Annotated in this window: 22 protein-coding genes; 10 read left to right on the top strand and 12 right to left on the bottom strand. The window is 63.2% G+C overall.

The window, feature by feature from the left end:
• Positions 1-181 precede the first annotated feature (181 nt).
• From DM807_RS19885 to ku, 6 genes are all read left to right on the top strand, one after another.
• Entirely contained in the window at positions 182-367 is a 186-nt protein-coding gene (locus DM807_RS19885) for a hypothetical protein (protein ID WP_060492529.1), read from the top strand.
• 14 nt (positions 368-381) lie between these two features.
• Complete coding sequence (locus DM807_RS19880; protein WP_060492558.1) at positions 382-1,707, top strand: iron-containing redox enzyme family protein; 1,326 nt, start codon at positions 382-384, stop codon at positions 1,705-1,707.
• Positions 1,707-2,660: a methyltransferase gene (locus tag DM807_RS19875; protein WP_060492530.1), complete on the top strand. Its 954-nt coding sequence runs from the start codon at positions 1,707-1,709 to the stop codon at positions 2,658-2,660. The genes DM807_RS19880 and DM807_RS19875 overlap by 1 nt, the downstream gene beginning before the upstream one ends.
• A gap of 7 nt (positions 2,661-2,667) precedes the next feature.
• Positions 2,668-3,774 carry a carboxylate-amine ligase gene (locus DM807_RS19870; protein WP_060492531.1) on the top strand — a complete coding sequence of 369 codons (1,107 nt, stop codon included), beginning with the start codon at positions 2,668-2,670 and terminating at the stop codon, positions 3,772-3,774.
• A gap of 106 nt (positions 3,775-3,880) precedes the next feature.
• On the top strand, positions 3,881-4,018 hold the full coding sequence (locus tag DM807_RS19865) for a PSPA7_2676 family Cys-rich small protein (protein WP_169725120.1): 138 nt from the start codon (positions 3,881-3,883) through the stop codon (positions 4,016-4,018).
• A gap of 9 nt (positions 4,019-4,027) precedes the next feature.
• A complete protein-coding gene (gene ku / locus DM807_RS19860) occupies positions 4,028-4,864 on the top strand; it encodes a non-homologous end joining protein Ku (protein WP_060492532.1) in 837 nt (278 codons plus the stop codon).
• A gap of 1 nt (position 4,865) precedes the next feature.
• Here ku and DM807_RS19855 read toward each other — a convergent pair whose 3' ends face one another.
• The 6 genes from DM807_RS19855 to DM807_RS27785 are packed head-to-tail and all read right to left on the bottom strand — an operon-like array spanning position 4,866 to position 10,374.
• Complete coding sequence (locus tag DM807_RS19855; protein WP_060492533.1) at positions 4,866-5,528, bottom strand: glycosyltransferase family 2 protein; 663 nt, start codon at positions 5,526-5,528, stop codon at positions 4,866-4,868.
• Complete coding sequence (locus DM807_RS19850; RefSeq protein WP_060492534.1) at positions 5,525-6,124, bottom strand: class I SAM-dependent methyltransferase; 600 nt, start codon at positions 6,122-6,124, stop codon at positions 5,525-5,527. The genes DM807_RS19855 and DM807_RS19850 overlap by 4 nt, the downstream gene beginning before the upstream one ends.
• On the bottom strand, positions 6,121-6,891 hold the full coding sequence (locus DM807_RS19845) for a PIG-L deacetylase family protein (RefSeq protein ID WP_060492535.1): 771 nt from the start codon (positions 6,889-6,891) through the stop codon (positions 6,121-6,123). Before DM807_RS19845 ends, DM807_RS19850 begins: the two co-directional genes overlap by 4 nt.
• Positions 6,888-7,913 carry an acyl-CoA dehydrogenase family protein gene (locus DM807_RS19840; RefSeq protein WP_060492536.1) on the bottom strand — a complete coding sequence of 342 codons (1,026 nt, stop codon included), beginning with the start codon at positions 7,911-7,913 and terminating at the stop codon, positions 6,888-6,890. Before DM807_RS19840 ends, DM807_RS19845 begins: the two co-directional genes overlap by 4 nt.
• The gene (gene ligD, locus DM807_RS19835) at positions 7,910-9,916 is read right to left on the bottom strand and encodes a DNA ligase D (RefSeq protein ID WP_244965062.1); all 2,007 of its coding nucleotides are present in this window, start codon (positions 9,914-9,916) and stop codon (positions 7,910-7,912) included. Before ligD ends, DM807_RS19840 begins: the two co-directional genes overlap by 4 nt.
• A complete protein-coding gene (locus DM807_RS27785) occupies positions 9,835-10,374 on the bottom strand; it encodes a DNA polymerase ligase N-terminal domain-containing protein (protein ID WP_244965061.1) in 540 nt (179 codons plus the stop codon). The genes ligD and DM807_RS27785 overlap by 82 nt, the downstream gene beginning before the upstream one ends.
• 154 nt (positions 10,375-10,528) lie before the next feature.
• Here DM807_RS27785 and DM807_RS19830 point away from each other — a divergent pair, with 154 nt between their 5' ends.
• Together DM807_RS19830 and DM807_RS19825 are read left to right on the top strand one after the other, a co-directional pair.
• Positions 10,529-10,990, top strand: a complete 462-nt coding sequence (locus DM807_RS19830; protein WP_060492538.1) for a hypothetical protein — start codon at positions 10,529-10,531, stop codon at positions 10,988-10,990.
• Complete coding sequence (locus tag DM807_RS19825; protein ID WP_081238088.1) at positions 10,987-11,217, top strand: metallothionein; 231 nt, start codon at positions 10,987-10,989, stop codon at positions 11,215-11,217. Before DM807_RS19830 ends, DM807_RS19825 begins: the two co-directional genes overlap by 4 nt.
• Before the next feature lie 81 nt (positions 11,218-11,298).
• Here DM807_RS19825 and DM807_RS19820 read toward each other — a convergent pair whose 3' ends face one another.
• The 5 genes from DM807_RS19820 to DM807_RS19800 are packed head-to-tail and all read right to left on the bottom strand — an operon-like array spanning position 11,299 to position 15,603.
• Positions 11,299-11,727, bottom strand: coding sequence for a hypothetical protein (locus tag DM807_RS19820; protein ID WP_060492539.1), 429 nt, complete (start codon positions 11,725-11,727; stop codon positions 11,299-11,301).
• Between the two features lie 27 nt (positions 11,728-11,754).
• Complete coding sequence (locus DM807_RS19815) at positions 11,755-12,714, bottom strand: lysylphosphatidylglycerol synthase domain-containing protein (protein WP_060492540.1); 960 nt, start codon at positions 12,712-12,714, stop codon at positions 11,755-11,757.
• Entirely contained in the window at positions 12,714-13,916 is a 1,203-nt protein-coding gene (gene clsB, locus DM807_RS19810; protein ID WP_063426153.1) for a cardiolipin synthase ClsB, read from the bottom strand. The genes DM807_RS19815 and clsB overlap by 1 nt, the downstream gene beginning before the upstream one ends.
• Complete coding sequence (locus DM807_RS19805) at positions 13,913-14,686, bottom strand: endonuclease/exonuclease/phosphatase family protein (protein WP_060492542.1); 774 nt, start codon at positions 14,684-14,686, stop codon at positions 13,913-13,915. The genes clsB and DM807_RS19805 overlap by 4 nt, the downstream gene beginning before the upstream one ends.
• Positions 14,683-15,603, bottom strand: a complete 921-nt coding sequence (locus tag DM807_RS19800) for a DUF72 domain-containing protein (RefSeq protein ID WP_060492543.1) — start codon at positions 15,601-15,603, stop codon at positions 14,683-14,685. Before DM807_RS19800 ends, DM807_RS19805 begins: the two co-directional genes overlap by 4 nt.
• A 166-nt stretch (positions 15,604-15,769) precedes the next feature.
• Here DM807_RS19800 and DM807_RS19795 point away from each other — a divergent pair, with 166 nt between their 5' ends.
• The gene (locus tag DM807_RS19795; protein WP_060492544.1) at positions 15,770-16,150 is read left to right on the top strand and encodes a low affinity iron permease family protein; all 381 of its coding nucleotides are present in this window, start codon (positions 15,770-15,772) and stop codon (positions 16,148-16,150) included.
• Between the two features lie 83 nt (positions 16,151-16,233).
• Complete coding sequence (locus tag DM807_RS27780; protein WP_169725121.1) at positions 16,234-16,398, top strand: DUF6021 family protein; 165 nt, start codon at positions 16,234-16,236, stop codon at positions 16,396-16,398.
• Between the two features lie 48 nt (positions 16,399-16,446).
• Here DM807_RS27780 and DM807_RS19790 read toward each other — a convergent pair whose 3' ends face one another.
• Positions 16,447-18,891 carry a TonB-dependent siderophore receptor gene (locus DM807_RS19790; protein WP_060492545.1) on the bottom strand — a complete coding sequence of 815 codons (2,445 nt, stop codon included), beginning with the start codon at positions 18,889-18,891 and terminating at the stop codon, positions 16,447-16,449.
• Positions 18,892-18,924 lie beyond the last annotated feature (33 nt).

The raw sequence follows: 18,924 nt of genomic DNA, 5'->3' as shown, positions 1-18,924 counted from the left end.
GTCGCACTCGGTTGAGCGGTGGGAGCAGGTGAAGGTTTAGTTTTTCTCGAATTCAGGGCCGCCGTGAGGGCGCAACCGGCGTTTCGGGCACCGCTCATCCGCTATGTCGGAATCAGAACGAATTCACGGGTACCGGTCGGACTCGTTGCTGTAAGTCTTCACAAAAACGAGAGCTCATCAGATGAAAAACAACCTGTTTGTCGTGCTGCTGTTGTCTGCCAGTTTTTCGCTGCTCGGAGGTTGCTTCGACCGCGACAAGGATCATCCGGCGAAGGATGCTGACCCAAGTAAACCGTCGCTTCAGATGCAGCAACCCACACCGTCCGTAACCAATCCTCCAGCTGAGACCAAACCGCAGAATCAATGATCGAGGTACAAGGCATGGTGGCAATGACACAGGCAGGTACCACGACCCACAAGGCCAGCGCAGGGCTTGAACGCCGCTATCGAGCGCTACTTGAGGGCCCTGAACCGACGGGCGAGGCCTGGCTGGAGGAGCAATTGCGTCATGCCCGTCTGCTTGTCGACGATCTGCCAGAGGATCCGGGGCTACTTGCGCAATGGGCCGATGCCCATGCAGGTTGTGTCGCCAAAGCGCATGCGGCCTATCTGGAACACCGGCGTCAGGGTGGGGCCCGCCGTTATTTTGCCAACCGTTCCCATGCCTTGTGGTTCCTGCAACAAGTCGCGCCGACCAAGGCGGTCGACGGTGCATGGCTGCACGGGGCCCTGTGGCACTGGCAGGACCCGCGCTTCCATGGGCTGATCCGCACCTTTCTCGAAGAGCTCGGGGACGGCGACCCACGCTGCAATCACGTGCTGATCTACCAGCGTTTGCTCAGCCGTCTGGGTTGCTCGCAGGAGCGGCCGCTTGATCCTGCTCGTTACCTGCAGGGCGCGCTGCAACTGGCGCTCGGCCAGCACTGCGAGCGTTTTCTTCCAGAAGTGATCGGTTACAACCTGGGTTACGAACAGCCCCCCTTGCATCTGCTGATCACCACCCACGAGCTGGCCGAGCTGGGTATCGACGCCCATTACTTCCAGTTGCATGTGACCATCGATAATGCCGCCAGCGGCCATGCGCGCCGCGCCATAGAGAGCTTCACCGAGCTGATGCGGGATGAGCGACCCGCGTTTTACGAGCGTGTCAGGCATGGTTACCGTCTTAATGACCTGGGGATCGACACGCCGTCGTTGATCGCCTCGTTCGACCTGCGGGCCGAATTGCTCGGCGCGCTGGAGCGCAAGCGCATCTATGGCCAGTGCATGCATTCGGACCGTTGTCGCCTGCAAGGACGCACCATCAACCAGTGGCTTGCCGAACCCGGCGCGATGCCTGATTTTCTGGAGGCGCTACAGGTTCAGGGTTGGATCAAGCGCGACACCGATCCCCGACAAAGCCGCTTCTGGTCGCTGATAGAAGGCCCTGTAGCGGCCATGTTCGGTGTGTTCGATGCTTATGAAAAGCAGCTTTGGCATGACTGGATCGCCGGAGACTGGCAAGGCGCAGAAATCCGTCGGGTGCCGCCAGGGCAGTGGGAGCACGCCTTGCAGTTGGCAGATGAAACACCCCTTGCGCCGCCTGCTGCAGACATGGCTGCGCTGATCGAAGCAATGGCTGGCAATCGGCATGCTACCCCGCAGGGCCTGCACGCCACCCGCGCGTTCATTCAGGCCACCGGCTTGATGCAAGGAGGGCTCTACTGATGCTGCTCGACCAGGACCAGATCCGTGCCGATGAGGCCTTGTTGCAGTTGGGGCGTCGACTGCGTGCCGACGGCTATCGTTTCACCTGTGTGACGCCGGCGACCCAGGCCAGGGTCAATGCCCGGGCCGATGCGCAGCAGGCGCGTACCTTGCGTGATGTGTTCGGCTGGAGTCGACCGTTTGCCGCGTCGCTGCTTAGCCCTGACGAACTGGAGCAGCTGCGCCTCGCTGGCGTGCTGGAGGCCCAAGGTGCGCTGTGGCGCAGCACTGTGCGCTGGTCCAGCCTGGACGATCTGTTGCTGGTACATGCTGCCTGGCCAACGGACAGCCGCGACGCGGTGTTCTTTGGCCCGGACAGCTACCGTTTCGCCCAGCTGATACACGATCATTTGAGAAGCACGCCCGAGCGCGTGCAGCATGCCGTAGACATCGGCTGTGGCAGCGGTGTAGGGGCGTTGCTGATCGCTCGCGCCGCCCAACACGCTCAGGTTTGCGCAGTGGACATCAACCCTATGGCATTGCGCTACACCGCCATCAATGCCGCCTTGGCCGGTGTGGCCAATGTTTCGGTCGAGCGCAGTGACCTGCTCAATGACATCGCAGGTACGTTCGACCTGATCGTCGCCAACCCGCCGTACATGCTCGACGCCGGACAGCGCGCCTACCGCCACGGCGGCGGCGCACTGGGGGCCGAGCTGTCGCTGCGCATCGTGGAGCAAGCCCGGGAGCGCCTGTCGCCAGGGGGCACGTTGCTGCTCTACACCGGTGTCGCCATCGTCGAGGGGCGCGACGCGCTGCTCGAAGCCATGCGGTTGCGCCTGGCAGGGCCTGCGTTCAGTTGGTTCTATCGCGAGCTGGACCCGGATGTATTCGGTGAGCAATTGCTTGAACCCGGTTACGAGCAGGTCGAGCGCATTGCCGCCGTGGCCCTGACCGTCACCCGTCGCGGCTGATAGCGTCGTGGCGCGGCAGTGCACGTTTGGCATCGAGGAAGAATACCTGCTGGTGAAGCTGGCCACCGGGCAGGTCATGGCGGCTCCGTCAGCAGCCGTGGCCAGCTGTTGTCGGGATGCGCTGGGCCCGTGGTTCGCCGAGGAAATGTTCCACAGCCAGATAGAGCTCGCTTCGCCCATATTCGACGCACTGCACCAGGCGCGTGATTTCTTTGGCGAGCGGCGTCAGCGCCTGGCCCAGGCACTGGCCGACGAGGGCGCCGGGCTGTACGGCGCGGCGAGCCACCCCAGCGCCCAGTGGCTGCGCCAACGCCCACGTGGCACCCCGCACTATCGCCAGTTGTTCGACGATTATCAGCTGGTGGCCCAGCGCAGCCTGTTGAATGGCTTGCACGTGCACGTTGGCGTACCGGTGGGCATCGATCGGATGCGGGTGATCAATCGGGTGCTCTACTGGCTGCCCTTGTTGTTGGCGCTCAGTACCTCGTCTGCGTATTGGGGCGGGGAGGATACCGGCTACATGAGCTACCGCCGCGTGGTGTGCGGGGAATGGCCGCACATGGGGCTGCCTGAGCCGTTGCCGGACTGGAGCGCGTACCAGCGCTACCGGGCATTGCTGCAACGGACCGGCAGCTTGGCCAAGGACGGCGACTTCTGGTGGGCGATCAGGCCCTCGCGGCGGTTCCCTACGGTCGAGCTGCGTATCTGCGATGGCTGCCCGCGGCTGGAAGATGCACTGGCCGTCGCCGGCCTGTTTCGCCACCTTGTCGAGCTGGCGCTGGCCCGCCACGATGACCCCGCCAGCCGCGAGATGCGCTGGGTCACCCAAGAGAACTACTGGCGCGCCCTGCGTCAGGGCCGCCTGGCCACCTTCATCGGTGTCCACGAGCAACAGCCGGTAAGCGCCGAAGGTTGGCTCATGCAGTTGCAGCTGCAATGCCCGCCGGACACTGCAGATGCCGAGCGTTCATTCATTCAGGCCCGGCACATCCTGCGCGAGGGCAGCAGTGCCGATCGCCAGCGGCAGGCCTTCGCGTTGGCCCGTGAACAGGGCCTGGATAACCGCCAGGCGATGCGCGCAGTGGTCGGGCAGGTGATGAGCGATCATCGGTAGGCCGGTGGCGAGCCGCTGCCCTTGGAAATCCGGATAAACCTTCGCGGCGCCTTGGAGTCAGTTTCAGTAAGGGCCCGGATACTCCAGAGGGCCAGGGAGGTGGCTGATGAAACTCTACTGCCTGCTGCGTGGCTGCCAATGGCGCAGCCTGCTGGTGTGTGAAGTCGCCGGGTTTCACTGCCAGTGTTGCGAACGCTGTGGCGCGCTGCGCTACAGCCAGCCCGGCCAACCCTTCAATACGTAGGAGCGGACCATGGCCCGGTCAATCTGGAAAGGCGCGATCAGCTTCGGCCTGGTGCACATCCCCGTCTCGCTGAATACCGCCGTGCGCAGCGAGCGTGTGGACTTCGACTGGCTGGACAAGCGCAGCATGGAGCCGGTTGGCTACAAGCGAGTAAACAAGGTGACCGGCAAGGACATCGACAAGGAGCACATCGTCAAGGGCGTGGAGTACGAGAAGGGCCGTTATGTGGTGATCAGCGAGGAAGAAATCCGCAAGGCCAGGCCCGAGGCGACCCAGACAATCGATATCTTCTCGTTCGTCGATGCCGGCGACATCCCGCTGCAACAGTTTGACACTCCCTACTACCTGAGCCCCGACCGTCGTGGCGGCAAGGTCTACGCCTTGCTGCGCGAGACCCTGCACAGCACCGGCAAGGTGGCCCTGGCCACTGTGGTGCTGCACACCCGCCAGCACCTGGCCCTGCTGCGCCCGCTGGAAGACGCGCTGGTGTTGATCACCCTGCGCTGGCCGGAAGAGGTGCGCGGGCTGGATACGCTGGAGCTGGACAAGAGCGTGACCGAGAGCAAGGTCGACAAGCGTGAGCTGGACATGGCCCGGCGCCTGGTGGAGGACATGAGCGGGCAATGGACGCCGGATGATTACCATGATGCGTTTCGCCAGACCATCCTCGACCTAGTGGAAGAGAAAGCCAGCAAAGGCAAGATCGAGACCGTGGACAAAGGCGAGGGCGCGACGGCTGAGAAGGGCGCCGACATCATCGACCTCACTGAACTGCTTAAACGTAGCCTCGGCGGAAAGACCAAAGCGAAGAAGCCGGCAGCCAAGCGACCGCGCAAGGCGTCATGAGTTATGCAAACGGCCCCTCCAGCGCCTTGAGATAGTCCCCAAAGCCCTCGCGCGCACGGCTGTCCACCCGGCTGCTGGTGGCCACGCTGTGCGCTGCGGTCCAGACGATCTGTGCGCCGCTGGCTTCGAGGGCGAGCACCAGATGCACATCTTCATGCGCCGGCAATGGCTGGAAGCCGCCCACGCGCTGGTAGGCCTTGGTGCATACACCGAGGTTGGCGCCATGGATATGTCGATGCCCGTCTCGTGCCTGATAACGGCTGCGGTACAACTGGCGTAACGCTGCGTTCTGCCACGGCTGCCAGCGTTCGATGTGCACCGTGCCGCACACCGCGTCCGCGCGCCATTGCAGTTGTGACACCAGCCAATGCCCAGGCACGCGGCTGTCGGCGTCGGTGAAGGCCAGCCACTGGGCACCGCGCTCGATCATCCACTCCGCGCCCAGCCGCCGGGCGATGCCGACGTTGCCGGCCTCCAGTTCCAGGGTATGCACGCCATGGCGGCGGGCGATGCGCGCGCTGGCGTCGACACAGCGGTCGAGCACCACCAGGACCTCCACTGCCAAGCCCGCCGCTTCCGCTTGCGCCACCGCCAGCTTGACGGCGGCCAGACAGTGCCCGAGGCGACGAGCTTCGTTGTGGGCGGGTATGATGACGGCGATCATGGGCAGGTCTCGTCAAGGTCCACCACGCTGGGCTGACACGACCAGTATTCGAGCAGGAAGTCTGCCTCCTCGTGGCGCAGCACTGGATAAAGTGGCAGATGCCTGGCCAGCAGGGCATGCACCTCGCGGCCATCCTGCGGGCAACCGGCGATGGGATGGCGCCAGTGGCAGGCCAGCAAACCACCGTCATACGCCAGGCTGGCCACCGATTGCTCGATCACCTGCAGCCAGTCGGTGGGGTCCAGGTAGTAGCCGATTTCGCTGAGCACGATCAGGTCGAACTGCCCGCCCGGCCAGTCGCCCGGCAGGTGGCCCTGTTCGACATGGGCGTGGCTCACACCTGCAAGCCGCTGACGGGCAAGGGCCACGGCGGTCGCGTCGATGTCCTGGCACGACAGGCTGGCGCAGCGTTCGGCCAGCAGGATGCTTAGCTCGCCATTGGCGCAGGCTGGCTCGAATACGCGTTCATAGCATTGGCGCGGCAGGCTGGCCAGGGTCAGCTCGCGCTTGCGCCGTTCGTACCAGCGGGTACGAAAGGCCCAGGGGTCATCGCTGCCGGCATACAAGTCGGCGAAGTACTGTGCGTCCAGGCTCATGTTGCCTCCGTTGACAGGAATATCAGCTCGAACGGTTGCAACAGGCAAGCCTGCAGCTGTTCTGACACAACCGGTGGCCGATCACCATCGGGCTGCAACTGGCTGGCATGTGCGGCAAGGGCTTGGCGCTTGAGCGCCAGATGCTCATCGCACAGCTGCAGGCGGTGAGCCCGGGGCCAGGGCAGGCGCGGGTCATCGGGGCTTGCCCAGTGCCAGGCCCAGACCGGGACCTCAGCCAGTTGTACACGCCTGGCCTGGGCAGCCTGGGCACAGGCGCGACCTGCTGCTTCGTGGTCGCAATGGCCGTCGCCGCGCCATGTGGTCAGCAGCAGGTCGCCAGGTTTGAGCAACTGGTTCAGGTGATTGACCAGGAAGGCTTCATCATGGGGCAGCGCGCCATCCTTGAGGTTGAGTCGTCGCCAGTCCAAACGGTTGAGGTCCAGCCCAAGCAGTTGCAGGGCATGGCGGCTTTCCAGTAGGCGCTGATGACGCAGGCGGCGCTCGGGCCATTGCGAGGAATGCGGGTGGCTGCCCTCGCCATTGGTAGCAGAAATCAGCAGCACGTCCTGTTCTCGTCCCTGGAAGCTGGCCAGCAGCCCGCCGGCCATGAAGATTTCGTCGTCCGGGTGCGGAGCCAGCAGCACCAGGCGCCTTCCGGGGGGGCACAACTGCTCGGGCAGCGTCCAGCTGGCGCGGGCCAACTGAGCAGAATGCTGCCAAGCGCCCCATGGCGTTCCTTGCGCAGCCTGTATCAAGTTCTGGCTCATAGTTGCCATGCTCCCGCCGGCAGGCCGGTCAGTTGCCGGCCCAACTCGGCCAGGTCGCGTTCGGCATGGCTCTGGCGTATGTATACCGGCAGGTCGGCACTGAGCCGGGCGAAATGGCTGCTGCAACAGAACGGCGTGGCACCGAGCGCCCGGCCGACATGCTGAATGACCTGCTCGACCGCCTGCTCGACCTGGGCGCGGGTGCGCCGCACCTCGAAGCTGGCGTCGTCCTGAGGGTGGAGGTCGATCCAGGTGGCGCATTCGCGAAGGGCGGCACGGGCACCGTACAAGGCAGCATCGACTGCGCCCAGATGCGCATCGGCATGCGGGTCGCGCCGGGGTTTACGGCAATGTTCGCGAAGGTAGTCCGCCAGGGCCTCGGCGGCGCCATACCAGCAAGCGGCGATACCCGCGCCGCCTTGCCAGAAGCCGGGCCGGGACAGGTACTGGCCGGGCGAACCGATGGCCAGCCCTGGCGAGTCGTCGAATTCGATGACGACACTGCGGGTGGCGGCCATGCCTACGGCCTGCCAATGCTCGGCCAGGATGCGCTGGCTGGGATGAGGCAGTTCGATGGCCACCAACTGAGGCTGGTCGTCTTCCCAGGCCGTGAGCAGGGCACGGTCGACCTGCAACGCGCCCGAACACCAAGCCTTGCGGCCTTGCAGGCGCACGCGTTCACCGTCCCGCTCGACGATGTATGCCCGGGCATCTGGCGGCTCGGCGGCCCACACGCCCCAAATGCCGTTGGAGGCATGCTGGGCGGCACCGCATTCGGCGAGGATCGCCAAGGCGTCGGTATGGCCTTCATAGAGTTTGGCCAGGCTTAGATCGCAACCGGCGACCCGCGCCAGGACGCGCCAGCGTTCGAGCGTGCAGCCCTGGCCGGGCAACGGGAGCACGTCGAGCCGTTCGCCCTGCAAGGCCTGCATCAGTTCTATTAGCGAAGCGTCGCGTTCGATGGCCTGCGAACGGTGAGCAAAACGGTGTAACAACGAATCGAAGTGGGTCAGTTCCATCATGCAATACCCAACTGCTTGCGCATACGCAACGTGATCGACTGGCGTGTCTTGCCCATTTCGGCCCACGGGTCTTCGACCTGTGCAAGCCGCGTGTGAAGGTTGCCGATGTTCCACTGGTTGGCACCCTTGAGCTGGCTCAGTTCCTCACGCCAGATCGGCACCGACACCGGCAGGACCTCGCGGGCCCGCAGCGAGTAGGCGGCAACGGTGGTGGCACCCTTGCCGTTACGCAGATAGTCGATAAAGATCCGCCCGACCCGGTTCTTCGGCCCGGACACGGCGCTGAGACGATCAGGGAACAGCCCGGCCATGTGGTTGACCAAGGCATGGCTAAAGTCCTTCACCTCGTCCCAGCCAGCGCGTCGGGTCAAGGGTACGACGAGGTGCATGCCCTTGCCGCCGCTGGTCTTGAGAAACACCTTCAGGCCCAGTTCGTCGAGCAGGGTAAGGATCAACTGGGTGGCCTCAAGCATGGCTTTCCAGGGCAGCGCCGGGTCAGGGTCCAGGTCGAGGACAAAGCGGTCGGGTTTATCGAAATCCTTGGTGGTGGCATTCCAGGTGTGCAGCTCAAGCGTGTTCATCTGCACCGCGCCCAGCAGGCTGTCGGCGCGGTTGAGCACCATGGCCGCCTGGCCGGCCTGGGCCTTGTTGTAGCTGAGCACCTTGGGAATATGCAGCTGGCCGGCGTTTTTCTGGAAGAACAGTTCGCCGTCCAGACCATCCGGGGCCCGGACGAGGGCTACAGGCCGGTCCTTCAGCTGTGGCAGCAGCCAGTCGGCGACCTGAGCGTAGTAGTGAGCGACCTCGCGCTTGGTGGTACCCGTGGTTGCGTCGACCACGCGGTCGGGGTGGGTCAGGCGCAGGGTGCCCAGGTTCTCGGGTTCTGTCTGTGCTGCGCGCTTGGTGGGCATTGCTCGCTCCAGGTCGATGGCGGTGGCAGGTTTATCGTCACGCAGGCCGTGGAACACCGAGTGGCGAACGATGCCTTCACGGGTCATCTGGGCATAGGCGACCTCTGCCAGCAGCTGTGGTTTGAGCCAATGCACGCCGCGGGCTTCGGCACCGGTGGGTGGTTTCGGCAAGGGCGATCTGTCGGTTTGCAACGGCTTGAGGCGGGCGTGAATGCTATCCAGGGTGGTAGCGCTGAAACCGGTGCCGACCTTGCCGGCGTAGCGCAACTGGCCGCTGCCGTGGTCGTGCAGGGCCAGCAGCAGGGCGCCGAAGCCGTTGCGGCTGCCTTTGGGGTCGGTGTAGCCTACGATCACGAATTCCTGGCGCTGCTTGCACCTGAGCTTGATCCAGTCGCTACTGCGCCGGCCAACGTAGGGGCTATCGGCACGCTTGCCGATCAGGCCTTCGAGTTCCAGCCGGCAGGCGCTATCGAGCAGTGACTCGACGGGTTCCTCAAAATCGGCGGAATACCTGAGTACCTGCGATGCATGGCCTTCCAGTAACCGGGCCAGGCTGTCGCGACGCCGTTTTAGCGGCAGTGCACGCAGGTCCTCGCCACCCAGCCAGGGCAGGTCAAACAGGTAGTAGGTGATGCGCTCGTCATGCTCGGTGTCGAAGGCGTTCTGCAAGGCCTGGAAGTCGGCCACGCCGTTGTCGTCGACCACTACCATCTCGCCGTCCAGCCATGCCGAGTCCAGGCCCAGGGCCTTGAGCGCCTCGACCTGCCGGGGCATCTTCGCACTCCAGTCGTGGCCATTACGGGTAAACAGGCGTATGTCGTCACCGTCGATACGCGCCAGGATGCGGTAGCCGTCGAATTTGACTTCGTAGCGCCAATCGCCGCTTGGCGGGGAGTCGACCAACGTGGCCAGTTGCGGCTGGAGCGTATCCGGCAGGGGTTTGCGGCCGACTCGCTTGTGCCTGGCGGTGGTCGCCTTGGCCGGGCTGCGCGGGGGCAGGGTACGTTCGCTCAGCACGCTGTCCGGCAGGGCCTCGACAATGCTGTAGTCCGTTTCACTGCGTGCCTGCCCATCATGAGACTTGACCAGCATCCACTGCTCTTTCTTGCCGGCCAGGTGAGTACGGAACAGGTTCCAGACCCCTGACAGTTTTTCGCCCTGCAGGCGAAAGCGCAGCTTGCCCTTTGCATAGGCTTCGCGTGGGTCGCCTTCGGGCTCCAGACACCCCTGTCCCAGACGATCACATCGCCTGCGCCGTAGTGGCCTTCAGGGATGCGCCCTTCGAAATCGGCGTAGTCCAGTGGGTGATCCTCCACATGCACTGCCAGGCGCCGAACCTTGGGATCCAGTGAGGGGCCCTTGGGGATGGCCCAGCTCTTGAGGGTGCCGTCGAGCTCCAGGCGAAAATCGTAATGCAGGTGGCTGGCATCGTGCTTCTGGATGCAGTACTGCAGCGCATGGGCCGAGCGGGGACAGGCGCGTTTACCAGCCGGCTCGGGCGTGGCATTGAAGTCGCGCTTGCGCTGGTACTCCTGCAGGGGTTTGGCCATGACGGGCTCCGGAATGGTTCGCGGGTCTCAGGATTGGGAGGCGGCGGTGGCGCGAGGAGTTCAAAAAATGCGAGGGGTGAGGGCTGGCAGAAACTCTGAATCATTTGCCGCCGGGGAGAGTCGACCGAGTGAAGCCCACAGACGGAGAACGTTCATGTCCACACCCGATGACCCAAGACCGCCCATTGAGATCGACGACACCGAGGACCGCATGGGCAGCGTCCACGAGCTGGATTTCAGCGAACGCCGCGATGAACGCCAGGGGCGTGTCGGCGACGAGCGTCCGGCGCGGGAGATCGCCGAGGATTACCCGCCCCGGCGTGTCGCCGAAAGCGGCATGACCGGCGGCGAGGCGCTGAGCGACAGCCTGCACGAGGACAATGTCACCCTCGATGACCTGAGCCCCGATACGCTGCTCGATGAGACCGGTGCCCGCGATCCGCATGAGCCTGGCAGCGGCGGCCCGGCGGACAAGACCTTGCGCCAGGTGGAGGCCCACGAGATCGGTGCCGGTTCCGGCCTGGACGAGGCCGAACTGGCCCGCTCCGCGCCGCTGGACGGCGAGCTGTGGACCGATGAGGTGGTACCCGATGATGAAGGGAGAGAGCCGAAATGAATGAGCAACGTTGTTCCTGCACCCATTGTTCTTGCACCGTGGATGCCAATGCTGTGGTCCAGGATGGCAAGGCCTATTGCTGCGAGGCCTGTGCGAAGGGCCATCGCAATGGCGAACCCTGTCGAATGAGCGACTGCAAGTGTGGTGAGTTGGCTGAGTCGAAAGAGTCCAATGTCGATAATGCACTGGAGGAAACATTCCCGGCGAGCGATCCGATTTCGCCATGAGGCCAGTTGCTGCCAGATGTGAGACGGGAGTTGGGATCATGTGGAAACTCACCCGTCACGCATCTGGTTTGAGTTACGCCCTCAATGGGTCTGCCAGACACCGTTATTGCGTTCGCAATCGCTGCGGGCCTGGCCCAGGCTAGGGGTGTCGTAGTAGTAGGTGATGATCCGCGCATCCTTGGGTAGTGCAGGGCGGGTGGCAGGTTCATCACGCCCAGCGGCATCGGGGTTGGCCAGTGTCTCCTGCGTCAGTGGCGCGATACAGCTGCCAACGCTGCCGTCGGGGCAACGCTCAACCCGACGCTTCTCGTTGTTCAACATCTCTTTGCTTTCGTTGCTGCACGACCAGGCAATCGCCTCAGCGGGAATGTTGCCGTAGCTGTAACAGGTGTGTTGCTGCACGGGTTTGACCGCCTCGCTGGATGAGCGGGTAACCACGTCGCAACCTTCGGCCAACACCTGCCCGCAGCTCAGGGTGCCCAGCATTGCCATGTACAGAGCGAATCGCATGATATACCTCCCGGGCACCAAGGCCCGTCAGCGCTTGTCGAGGGCTGCCCCGACCTGCTTGCGCAGGGCCTTGGCGCGCTTCTCGAGAACCAGGTAGGTCACCACCGCCAACAGCAGCGGGATCAGGTAGTACAACGTTCGATAGCCCAGCAGCGCCGCGACCAGGGTGCCTTGGCCTAGCTGGCCGTGGAGCAGCGCCAGGAATACGGCCTCCAGTACGCCGAGCCCGGCGGGAATATGGGCGACCACCCCGGCCACGCAACTGATCAGCAACACACCCAGCACCGAGGGATAGAACAGCTCAGCGGGCAACAGCAGGTGAATCAGCGCTGCCATCAGCGCCCAGTTGCTTGCGCCCAGCGCGACCTGGCAGAGCGCCATACGCAGGCTTGGCAGGGTGACTTCGTGCCCGCGCAGCGCCCACGTGCGCCGCGTGGCGAAGGCGCAGGCGCACAGGTAAGCCAACGCTATCGCCACCATCAATACGCCGATCAGGCGCAGGCCGCTGGCACCCACCGCCCAGCTTTCCGGCAGCTTCACGAAGCCCAGGGCGAATACCGAGCCGGCCAGCAGCAGGTAGCCCATCCAGTTGGTCAGTAGCCCCAAGGTGAGGATGCGGGTGATGGTCGGGGTATCCAGGCCCAGCCGGCTGTACAGGCGATAACGCAGGGCCACGCCACCGACCCAGGTGGTGAAGTTGAGGTTGAACGCATAGCAGACGAATGCTACCGGCAGCACTTGACGGGCCGGCAGGCGGTGGCCGGTGTAGGCGCGGGCGAGCAGGTCGTAACTGGCGAATACCAAGTAGCTGCACAGGGCTAGCAGCAACCCCAAGGCCAGGGTCGAGGGCCGGTACGCCAGCAGCGATTGGCGGACTTCGTTCCAGTCCAGGTTGCGCGCGAGGGAGAACAGCAGCACTGGTATCAACACCAGAAACAGCACGGTCAGAAAGCGTTTGCCCCATGTCTTCCAGCGGGTAGTGGCCATCAGGTCTTGCCCCCGTGGTAATCGGCCGGGGCCTCGCCGTCGGCTTGCAGCGACTGCAGGCGCTGCCGGTGCGCCGGAAACCAGCCGGCGATCTGCGGGAAATAGCGCGTGATGTGAAAGCCCAGGAAGATCAGCGGAGCACGCCACCAGTAGCCGCGCACCATGCGCTCCAGCGTCACGGTCTTGCAGTGCTCCCGGCTCAGTTCGGTCAAGTGCTGGTACAGTTGTTCGTTGAACGCGGGGTCGCGTATCAGCAGGTTGGCCTCAAGGTTAAACGACAGGCTCAGTGGATCGAGGTTGCTTGAGCCTACGGTGGACCAGTCGTTGTCCACCAACGCAACCTTGCCGTGAAGCGGCCGCTGGCAGTACTCATGGATGCGCACGTCGTCGCGCAACAGGTAGTTGTAGAGCAGCCGCGAGAGCGCGCGTACCCAGCGCATATCCGGTTGCCCCTGGAGGATCAGCGTCACCTCGACCCCGCGCCGGGCGGCGTTGCGCAGTTCGCGCAGCAAGCGGTAGCCGGGGAAGAAGTAGGCGTTGGCCACGACGATTCGTTGCCTTGCTTCACGGAAAACCTGAAGGTAGCAGGCTTCGATATCGTTGCGATGGCGCTGGTTGTCGCGTTCCACCAGCACGGCGCTGGCCGGGCCTGAAGCGATGCCGCCCGGCGCAATCCTGCTGGCGGCATCCAGCACCGGTGCGAGCATGCGGCAGGAAGAAGCATGCACCTGGGCCACCACTGGGCCGACGACCTCCACGGCGTAGTCCTGCTTGGCCTGTGGGCCGAAGTCACCCAGGTGGTCGGCACTGTAATTGATGCCGCCGATGAAGGCGCGTTGACCGTCGATCACCAGGATCTTGCGGTGCAAGCGGCGAAACAGATTGGTGCGCATGCCCACCAGCCGTGGTTGCGGATCGAACGAATGGAAACGCACCCCGGCCTCGGTCATCGATGAGATGAAATCGTCAGGCAGGTCGGCGGTGCCGTAGCCGTCCACCGCCACCTCGACCCGCACCCCGCGTCGCGCGGCATCGATCAGGGCCTGGCGCAGGGGCTGGCCGACTTTGTCGTCGTAGATGATGAAGGTTTCCAGGAGGATTTCCTCGCGTGCCTGGGCCATGGCCTCGAATACGCGGGGGTAATACTGCTCGCCGTTTATCAGCAACTCGACGCGGTTGCCGTCGCACCAAGGCAGCTTCATAGCGTCACCTGCGCCACCAGCGGGGCATGGTCGGAGAGGTGTGACCACGGGTATCTGGACAACACCCGTGCTTCGCAAGCTTGTGCGTTACGCAGGTAGATGCGGTCCAGCCGCAACATCGGCAAGCGCGCGGGAAAGCTGCGTGCCGGCTTGCCGAAAGCCTCCACCAGGTGGCCCGACAGCCTCGCATCTGCTTTCAGGCGCCAATCGTTGAAGTCGCCAGCGACGATGACCGGCTCATCCGGCGGCAGGCTGTCAAGCAATGCCTGCAGCAGGCCGACCTGCCGCTGACGATGCGCTTCACGCAGGCCCAGGTGTACGCAGACTGTGTGCACCTGTTCATGGCCCGGCACTTCCAGCTGGCAATGCAACAGGCCCCGTTCTTCGTTGCCATGGACCGAAACATCCAGGTTGTCATGGGCACGGATGGGAAACTTGGACAGCAGGGCGTTGCCATGGTCGCCATGGGGGTAGACCGCATTGCGGCCATAGGCGAACTGCGGCCACATGCTGTCGGCGAGGAATTCGTACTGGGGTGTCTTTGGCCACTTGGGATGGCGCTCGGCATGGTGTTGATGACTGCCGTGCACCTCCTGGAGAAACACCAAGTCGGCGCCGGTCGAGCGTACCGCCTCGCGCAGTTCCGGCAAAATGAAGCGGCGGTTGAACAGGGTGAAGCCTTTGTGCACGTTAAGGGTCAGTACCGTCAGGCGATGTACGGCGGTGACCTTGTCGATGATGCAGCGGGGGGCGGGCAGTGTCGGGTTCATAGCGGCTCCTGCGGCTCGACGCCTGGTTCGGTCGCCAGCTCGCCGTCAAGGCCTAGCTTGTCCAGCAGGCGGCGGGCATCGTAAGGGGCATGGACTTTCTGGTCGTTGTCGAAGTAGCAGTAGACGTCACGGGAGGTGCGTTTTGCCGGGGCGCGACGCACCACACGCTGAGCATCCTCAGGCTGACCGCCCGCAGCCCAGGCCTGGATGCGCAGGCGCCAGCGGCGCAGTGCCCTGGCCGTGTAGCCGCTGCTGTACAGTTCGACATCGCCATGCAGGCGCAGGTACATGAAATCGGCCGTGACCTCTTCGACATAGGGCCATTTGCCGGCGCTGTCGGCGACCACCAACGCAACCTTGTGCTTGCGTAGCAGGTTGATGAAGGTGTCGCAGAGGAAGCTGGGGTGGCGGATTTCCACGGCGTGGCGCAGGCGCGCATTACCCGGCACGGCCACGCCGCCGTTGCCTTGCAGGCGTTCTGCGGCGTGGCGCGCAATGCTGCGGGCGGCTTTGCGGTCGCGTGGCAGCTTGGCCAGAAAGTCGCCGAAGCGCTGCGCGTCGAATTTCAGGTTGGGGGGAAACTGCCACAGGAAGGGGCCGAGTTTGTCGCCCAGCAGCAAGGGGCCCGATGCGAAGAAGTTGGCAAGCGCCTCGTCGATTTCGCGGAGCCTGCGTACATGAGTGATGTAGCGCGGCGCCTTGACTGAGAAAACGAAGCCCTGCGGTGCCTCGTCACGCCACTTGCCATAGCGCTCGGGCGTTTGCAGGGCGTAGAACGAACCGTTGATTTCGATACTGTTGACTGCCCGTGAGGCAAACGCCAGCTCGTCGTCCTGGCGCAGCCCCTCGGGGTAGAAGTCCTTGCGCCATGGGCCATAGCGCCAACCGGAAATTCCAATGCGGATCTCGCTCACCATAGCCCCCTGAGCTCCTGTGCTTAACAGTAGCGACAGGCAGCAGGACGAGATTGTTCACCGGGATTGACGAGTGGATGGCTATGCAAAATTGGGAACTTTGCCGGTGTTGCAATCCTCCACCGGATGCCAGGGTTGCACCGCGGTACACCACGAAGGAGGCTCAGCGATGAAATTTGATCGTTTTGCACAATGGCTAGCCAACCACAGCGGGCGGCCGTTGACCTTCTTTATTGCCTTGATGTTGATCATAGCCTGGGGCGTAAGTGGGCCCTTGTTTCATTTCAACGACACGTGGCAGCTGGTCATCAACACGTCGACCACAATCATCACGTTCCTGATGGTGTTCCTGATCCAGAATACCCAAAACCGTGATAGCGACGAGTTGCACATCAAACTGGACGAACTGTTGCGCACTACCCAACGGGCGCACAAGGCATTGCTCGACCTTGAGGACATGGGGCCTGCTGAACTCCATGCGCTTCGAAAGCGGTACCAGCAACTGGGGGAGCACGACGAAGCGGGCCCAGGCAGGGACGATCCCCATTGAAATGTTCAGGAACAAGCCATGGCGTTGTCTAGGCAGGGGCAAGGCCGTGACGGTGACACACACACACACTCGGAGAACGGATGATGAACAAACCCGACGAGCAGCGGCAAAAAGGCCCCCATTCTTCCGATCATGCAACGAAGGATGAGGACCTGGGGTTCGACCCGGACTCTCCGGACTTGGACGACCCTCAATTGGACCCACAAGGCCCGGCGAAAGCACCCAGGGATGTAGAAAAGAAACCGTGAGCCTGGCTAGCGTGCCCGGCTGTGTGAGAGCCGGGGGCAGCGCAGCTGTCAGAATGTGTACTTCAGCGACAGCATCAGGTTGCGTTGCTCTCCGTAAACGCTGCTCGGCACCGTGACAGAGTTGCTGAGCGCGTTGTAATACTTCTTGTCGAACGCATTGTTGAGATTGACGCGCGCATCGATGTGTTCGGTCGGCTTGAACCCCAACATGAAGTCCACCAGTGTGTAGCCATCCTGCTCGATCATGTAGGTGGTGTTTTTGTTGTAGATTCGATTCTGGTGATAAAGGGAGGCCCCCACACGCCATTGGTTGAATTGCCCTGGCAGGGTGTAGGACGTGCTCATCTTGAACAGATGGCGGGGAATATCGGTGTCGAAGAGGCGGCCCTCGTTTTCCTTCTTGGCATCCTTGACATACTTGGCTTCGGCAAAGGTATAACCCGCAGCCAGTTGCCAATCAGGCGTCAATTGGCCCTGAACCTCCAGTTCTATGCCCTTGCTGCGCACTTTGCCTGCCGCTTCGTAGCACGGGGTAGTGGGAGCCGTAGGGCAACCGTCGGTAAATGACTTCGCGCGGTCCTCCTGGTCGATCTGAAAGAGGGCGGCCGATGCGTTCAGTGCCCCGTCGAAGTACTCACCCTTGATGCCCAGTTCATAGTTTTTCCCGGTGATCGGCGCAATGATATTGTCGGAGGCATCCCGGTAGTTCTGGGGTTTGAAGATGTCGGTGTAGCTGACATACACACTGTGATGCTCGTTGATGTCATAGATCAGGCCGGCGTACCTGGTGACATGCCGAGTGACTTTGAGCTCGCTCGGGGCGGTGCCTTTGTAGGGCGAGGAGGTGGTGTTGTCGTACCAGTCCAGGCGGCTGCCCAGGATCAGCTTCAGCGGGTCGGCCAGGCTCAGGCGTGTGGTGGCATAAACGCTGTTGAGCTTGGCATTGGTGTTCTGCCAGCCGTACTTGTCCTGGCTCGGCGGTTTTGGCGTGGCGCCAGCGTCCCAGTTGTAAAGGTCGATGTTGCTGTTGAGCAAGATGTTGTAGGGCACGTCCCCGTTGAACACCACCCGCCGGTGACTGGCGCCGACCACCAGTTCGTGGTCTCGGTCCATCAGGCGAAACGGGCCGCTGGCGTAGGCATCGAAGCTGTTCTGGGTTTCCCGATAGTGGCCCGCGCCGACGAACTGGTTATAGGCCTGGGTGGTGGTGTTAGCGACCAGATAGGTGCCCAGCATGTCCAGGTCGGCCCAGGTCTTGGTAGCCGAGATGTTGAGCTTCCAGCCGTTGTCCAGCAGGTGTTCCAGTGCCGCGTAGGCAGAGGTGCTGGTCTTGTCCCAATACTCCCAGTCACTGCTCAGCGACGTAGAGCGTGACAAATGCAGGTCACTGCCGTCGAAGCCCACTGGCAGGCCGGTCCAGCCGTTGCCATTGTTGTTGTCTTGCTGGCGCGATGCACTCAGGGTCAAGGTGGTGCTGTCGTCCAGGTCGGCCTCAAGGATGCCATAGAACAGGTTGCGTTCGTTTTCCAGGGTGTCCCGGTAGCTGTTGCCGGTCTGATACGCCGTCACCATTCTGCCGCGAACGGTTCCACTGTCGTTGAGCGCCCCGGAGACATCGACCTCGGTGCGGTATCGGTCCCAACTGCCCATGCTGCCTTCGATGCTGGCCTGGAATTCCCGCGTCGGCCGCTTGCGGATCAGGTTGATCGATGCAGCAGGGTTGCCCGCACCCTGCATCAGGCCGGTGGCACCGCGCACGACTTCGACCCGGTCATACATGGCCATGTCGGCCGACAGCAGGTCCTGGGACACCTGTGAGCTGTCCAGGCTGGTGGGCAGGCCGTCATACATGATGTTGTCGAGGGAAAACCCCCGGGCGTAGTACGAGGATCGTTCGGGGCCCGTCCGGCGCAGGGTGAGCCCAGGGGTGTTCTGCACCACCTCGTTGAGGTTGGCGAGGTTCTGGTCCTCGATGCGTTGGCGCGTGATGATCGTGACTGATTGTGGTGTCTCGCGCAGGGACAATGGCAGTTTGGTGGCCGTCTGCGCTGAACGTGTGGTGTATGAACCGGTACCTTCGGTGGTGCCAGCCAGCAGTGCGCCGGTTACGGTAGTCGCCCCCAGTTCCAGGGCACCTTCGCTGTCCGCTGCCACTTCTATTATGTAGCTGTCCGCACGCTTGAGCACGCGCAGGCCGGTGCCGGCCAGCAGTTGGGCGAGGCCGTCACTCACTGAGTAGGTGCCGCTGAGCCCCGGGCTATGCTTGCCGGCGGTCAATTGTGCGTCTGCGGACAGCAAGATGCCGGACTGGCTCGCGAAACGGTTCAGCGCCTGATCAAGGCCCCCAGCCGGGATGGCGTACTGGCGTGTCTGTTCGCTTGCGTAGGCCAGTGCTGCAGGCACGGCAAGCAGTAAAGGGGCGCCGCCGAGCAAGCTGGCAAGCAGGATGTGGTGGGTCAGCCGTGAACGGGTTGGCGTGGGCAGGTGCGACACTCTGAACGATCCTCTTGAGAAGGCTTGTTGATG

This window comes from Pseudomonas hunanensis, assembly GCF_013393325.1.
In the GTDB taxonomy this organism is placed as follows: Bacteria; Pseudomonadota; Gammaproteobacteria; order Pseudomonadales; family Pseudomonadaceae; genus Aquipseudomonas; species Aquipseudomonas putida_P.
This window is presented reverse-complemented; position numbering and strand designations above follow the sequence as displayed.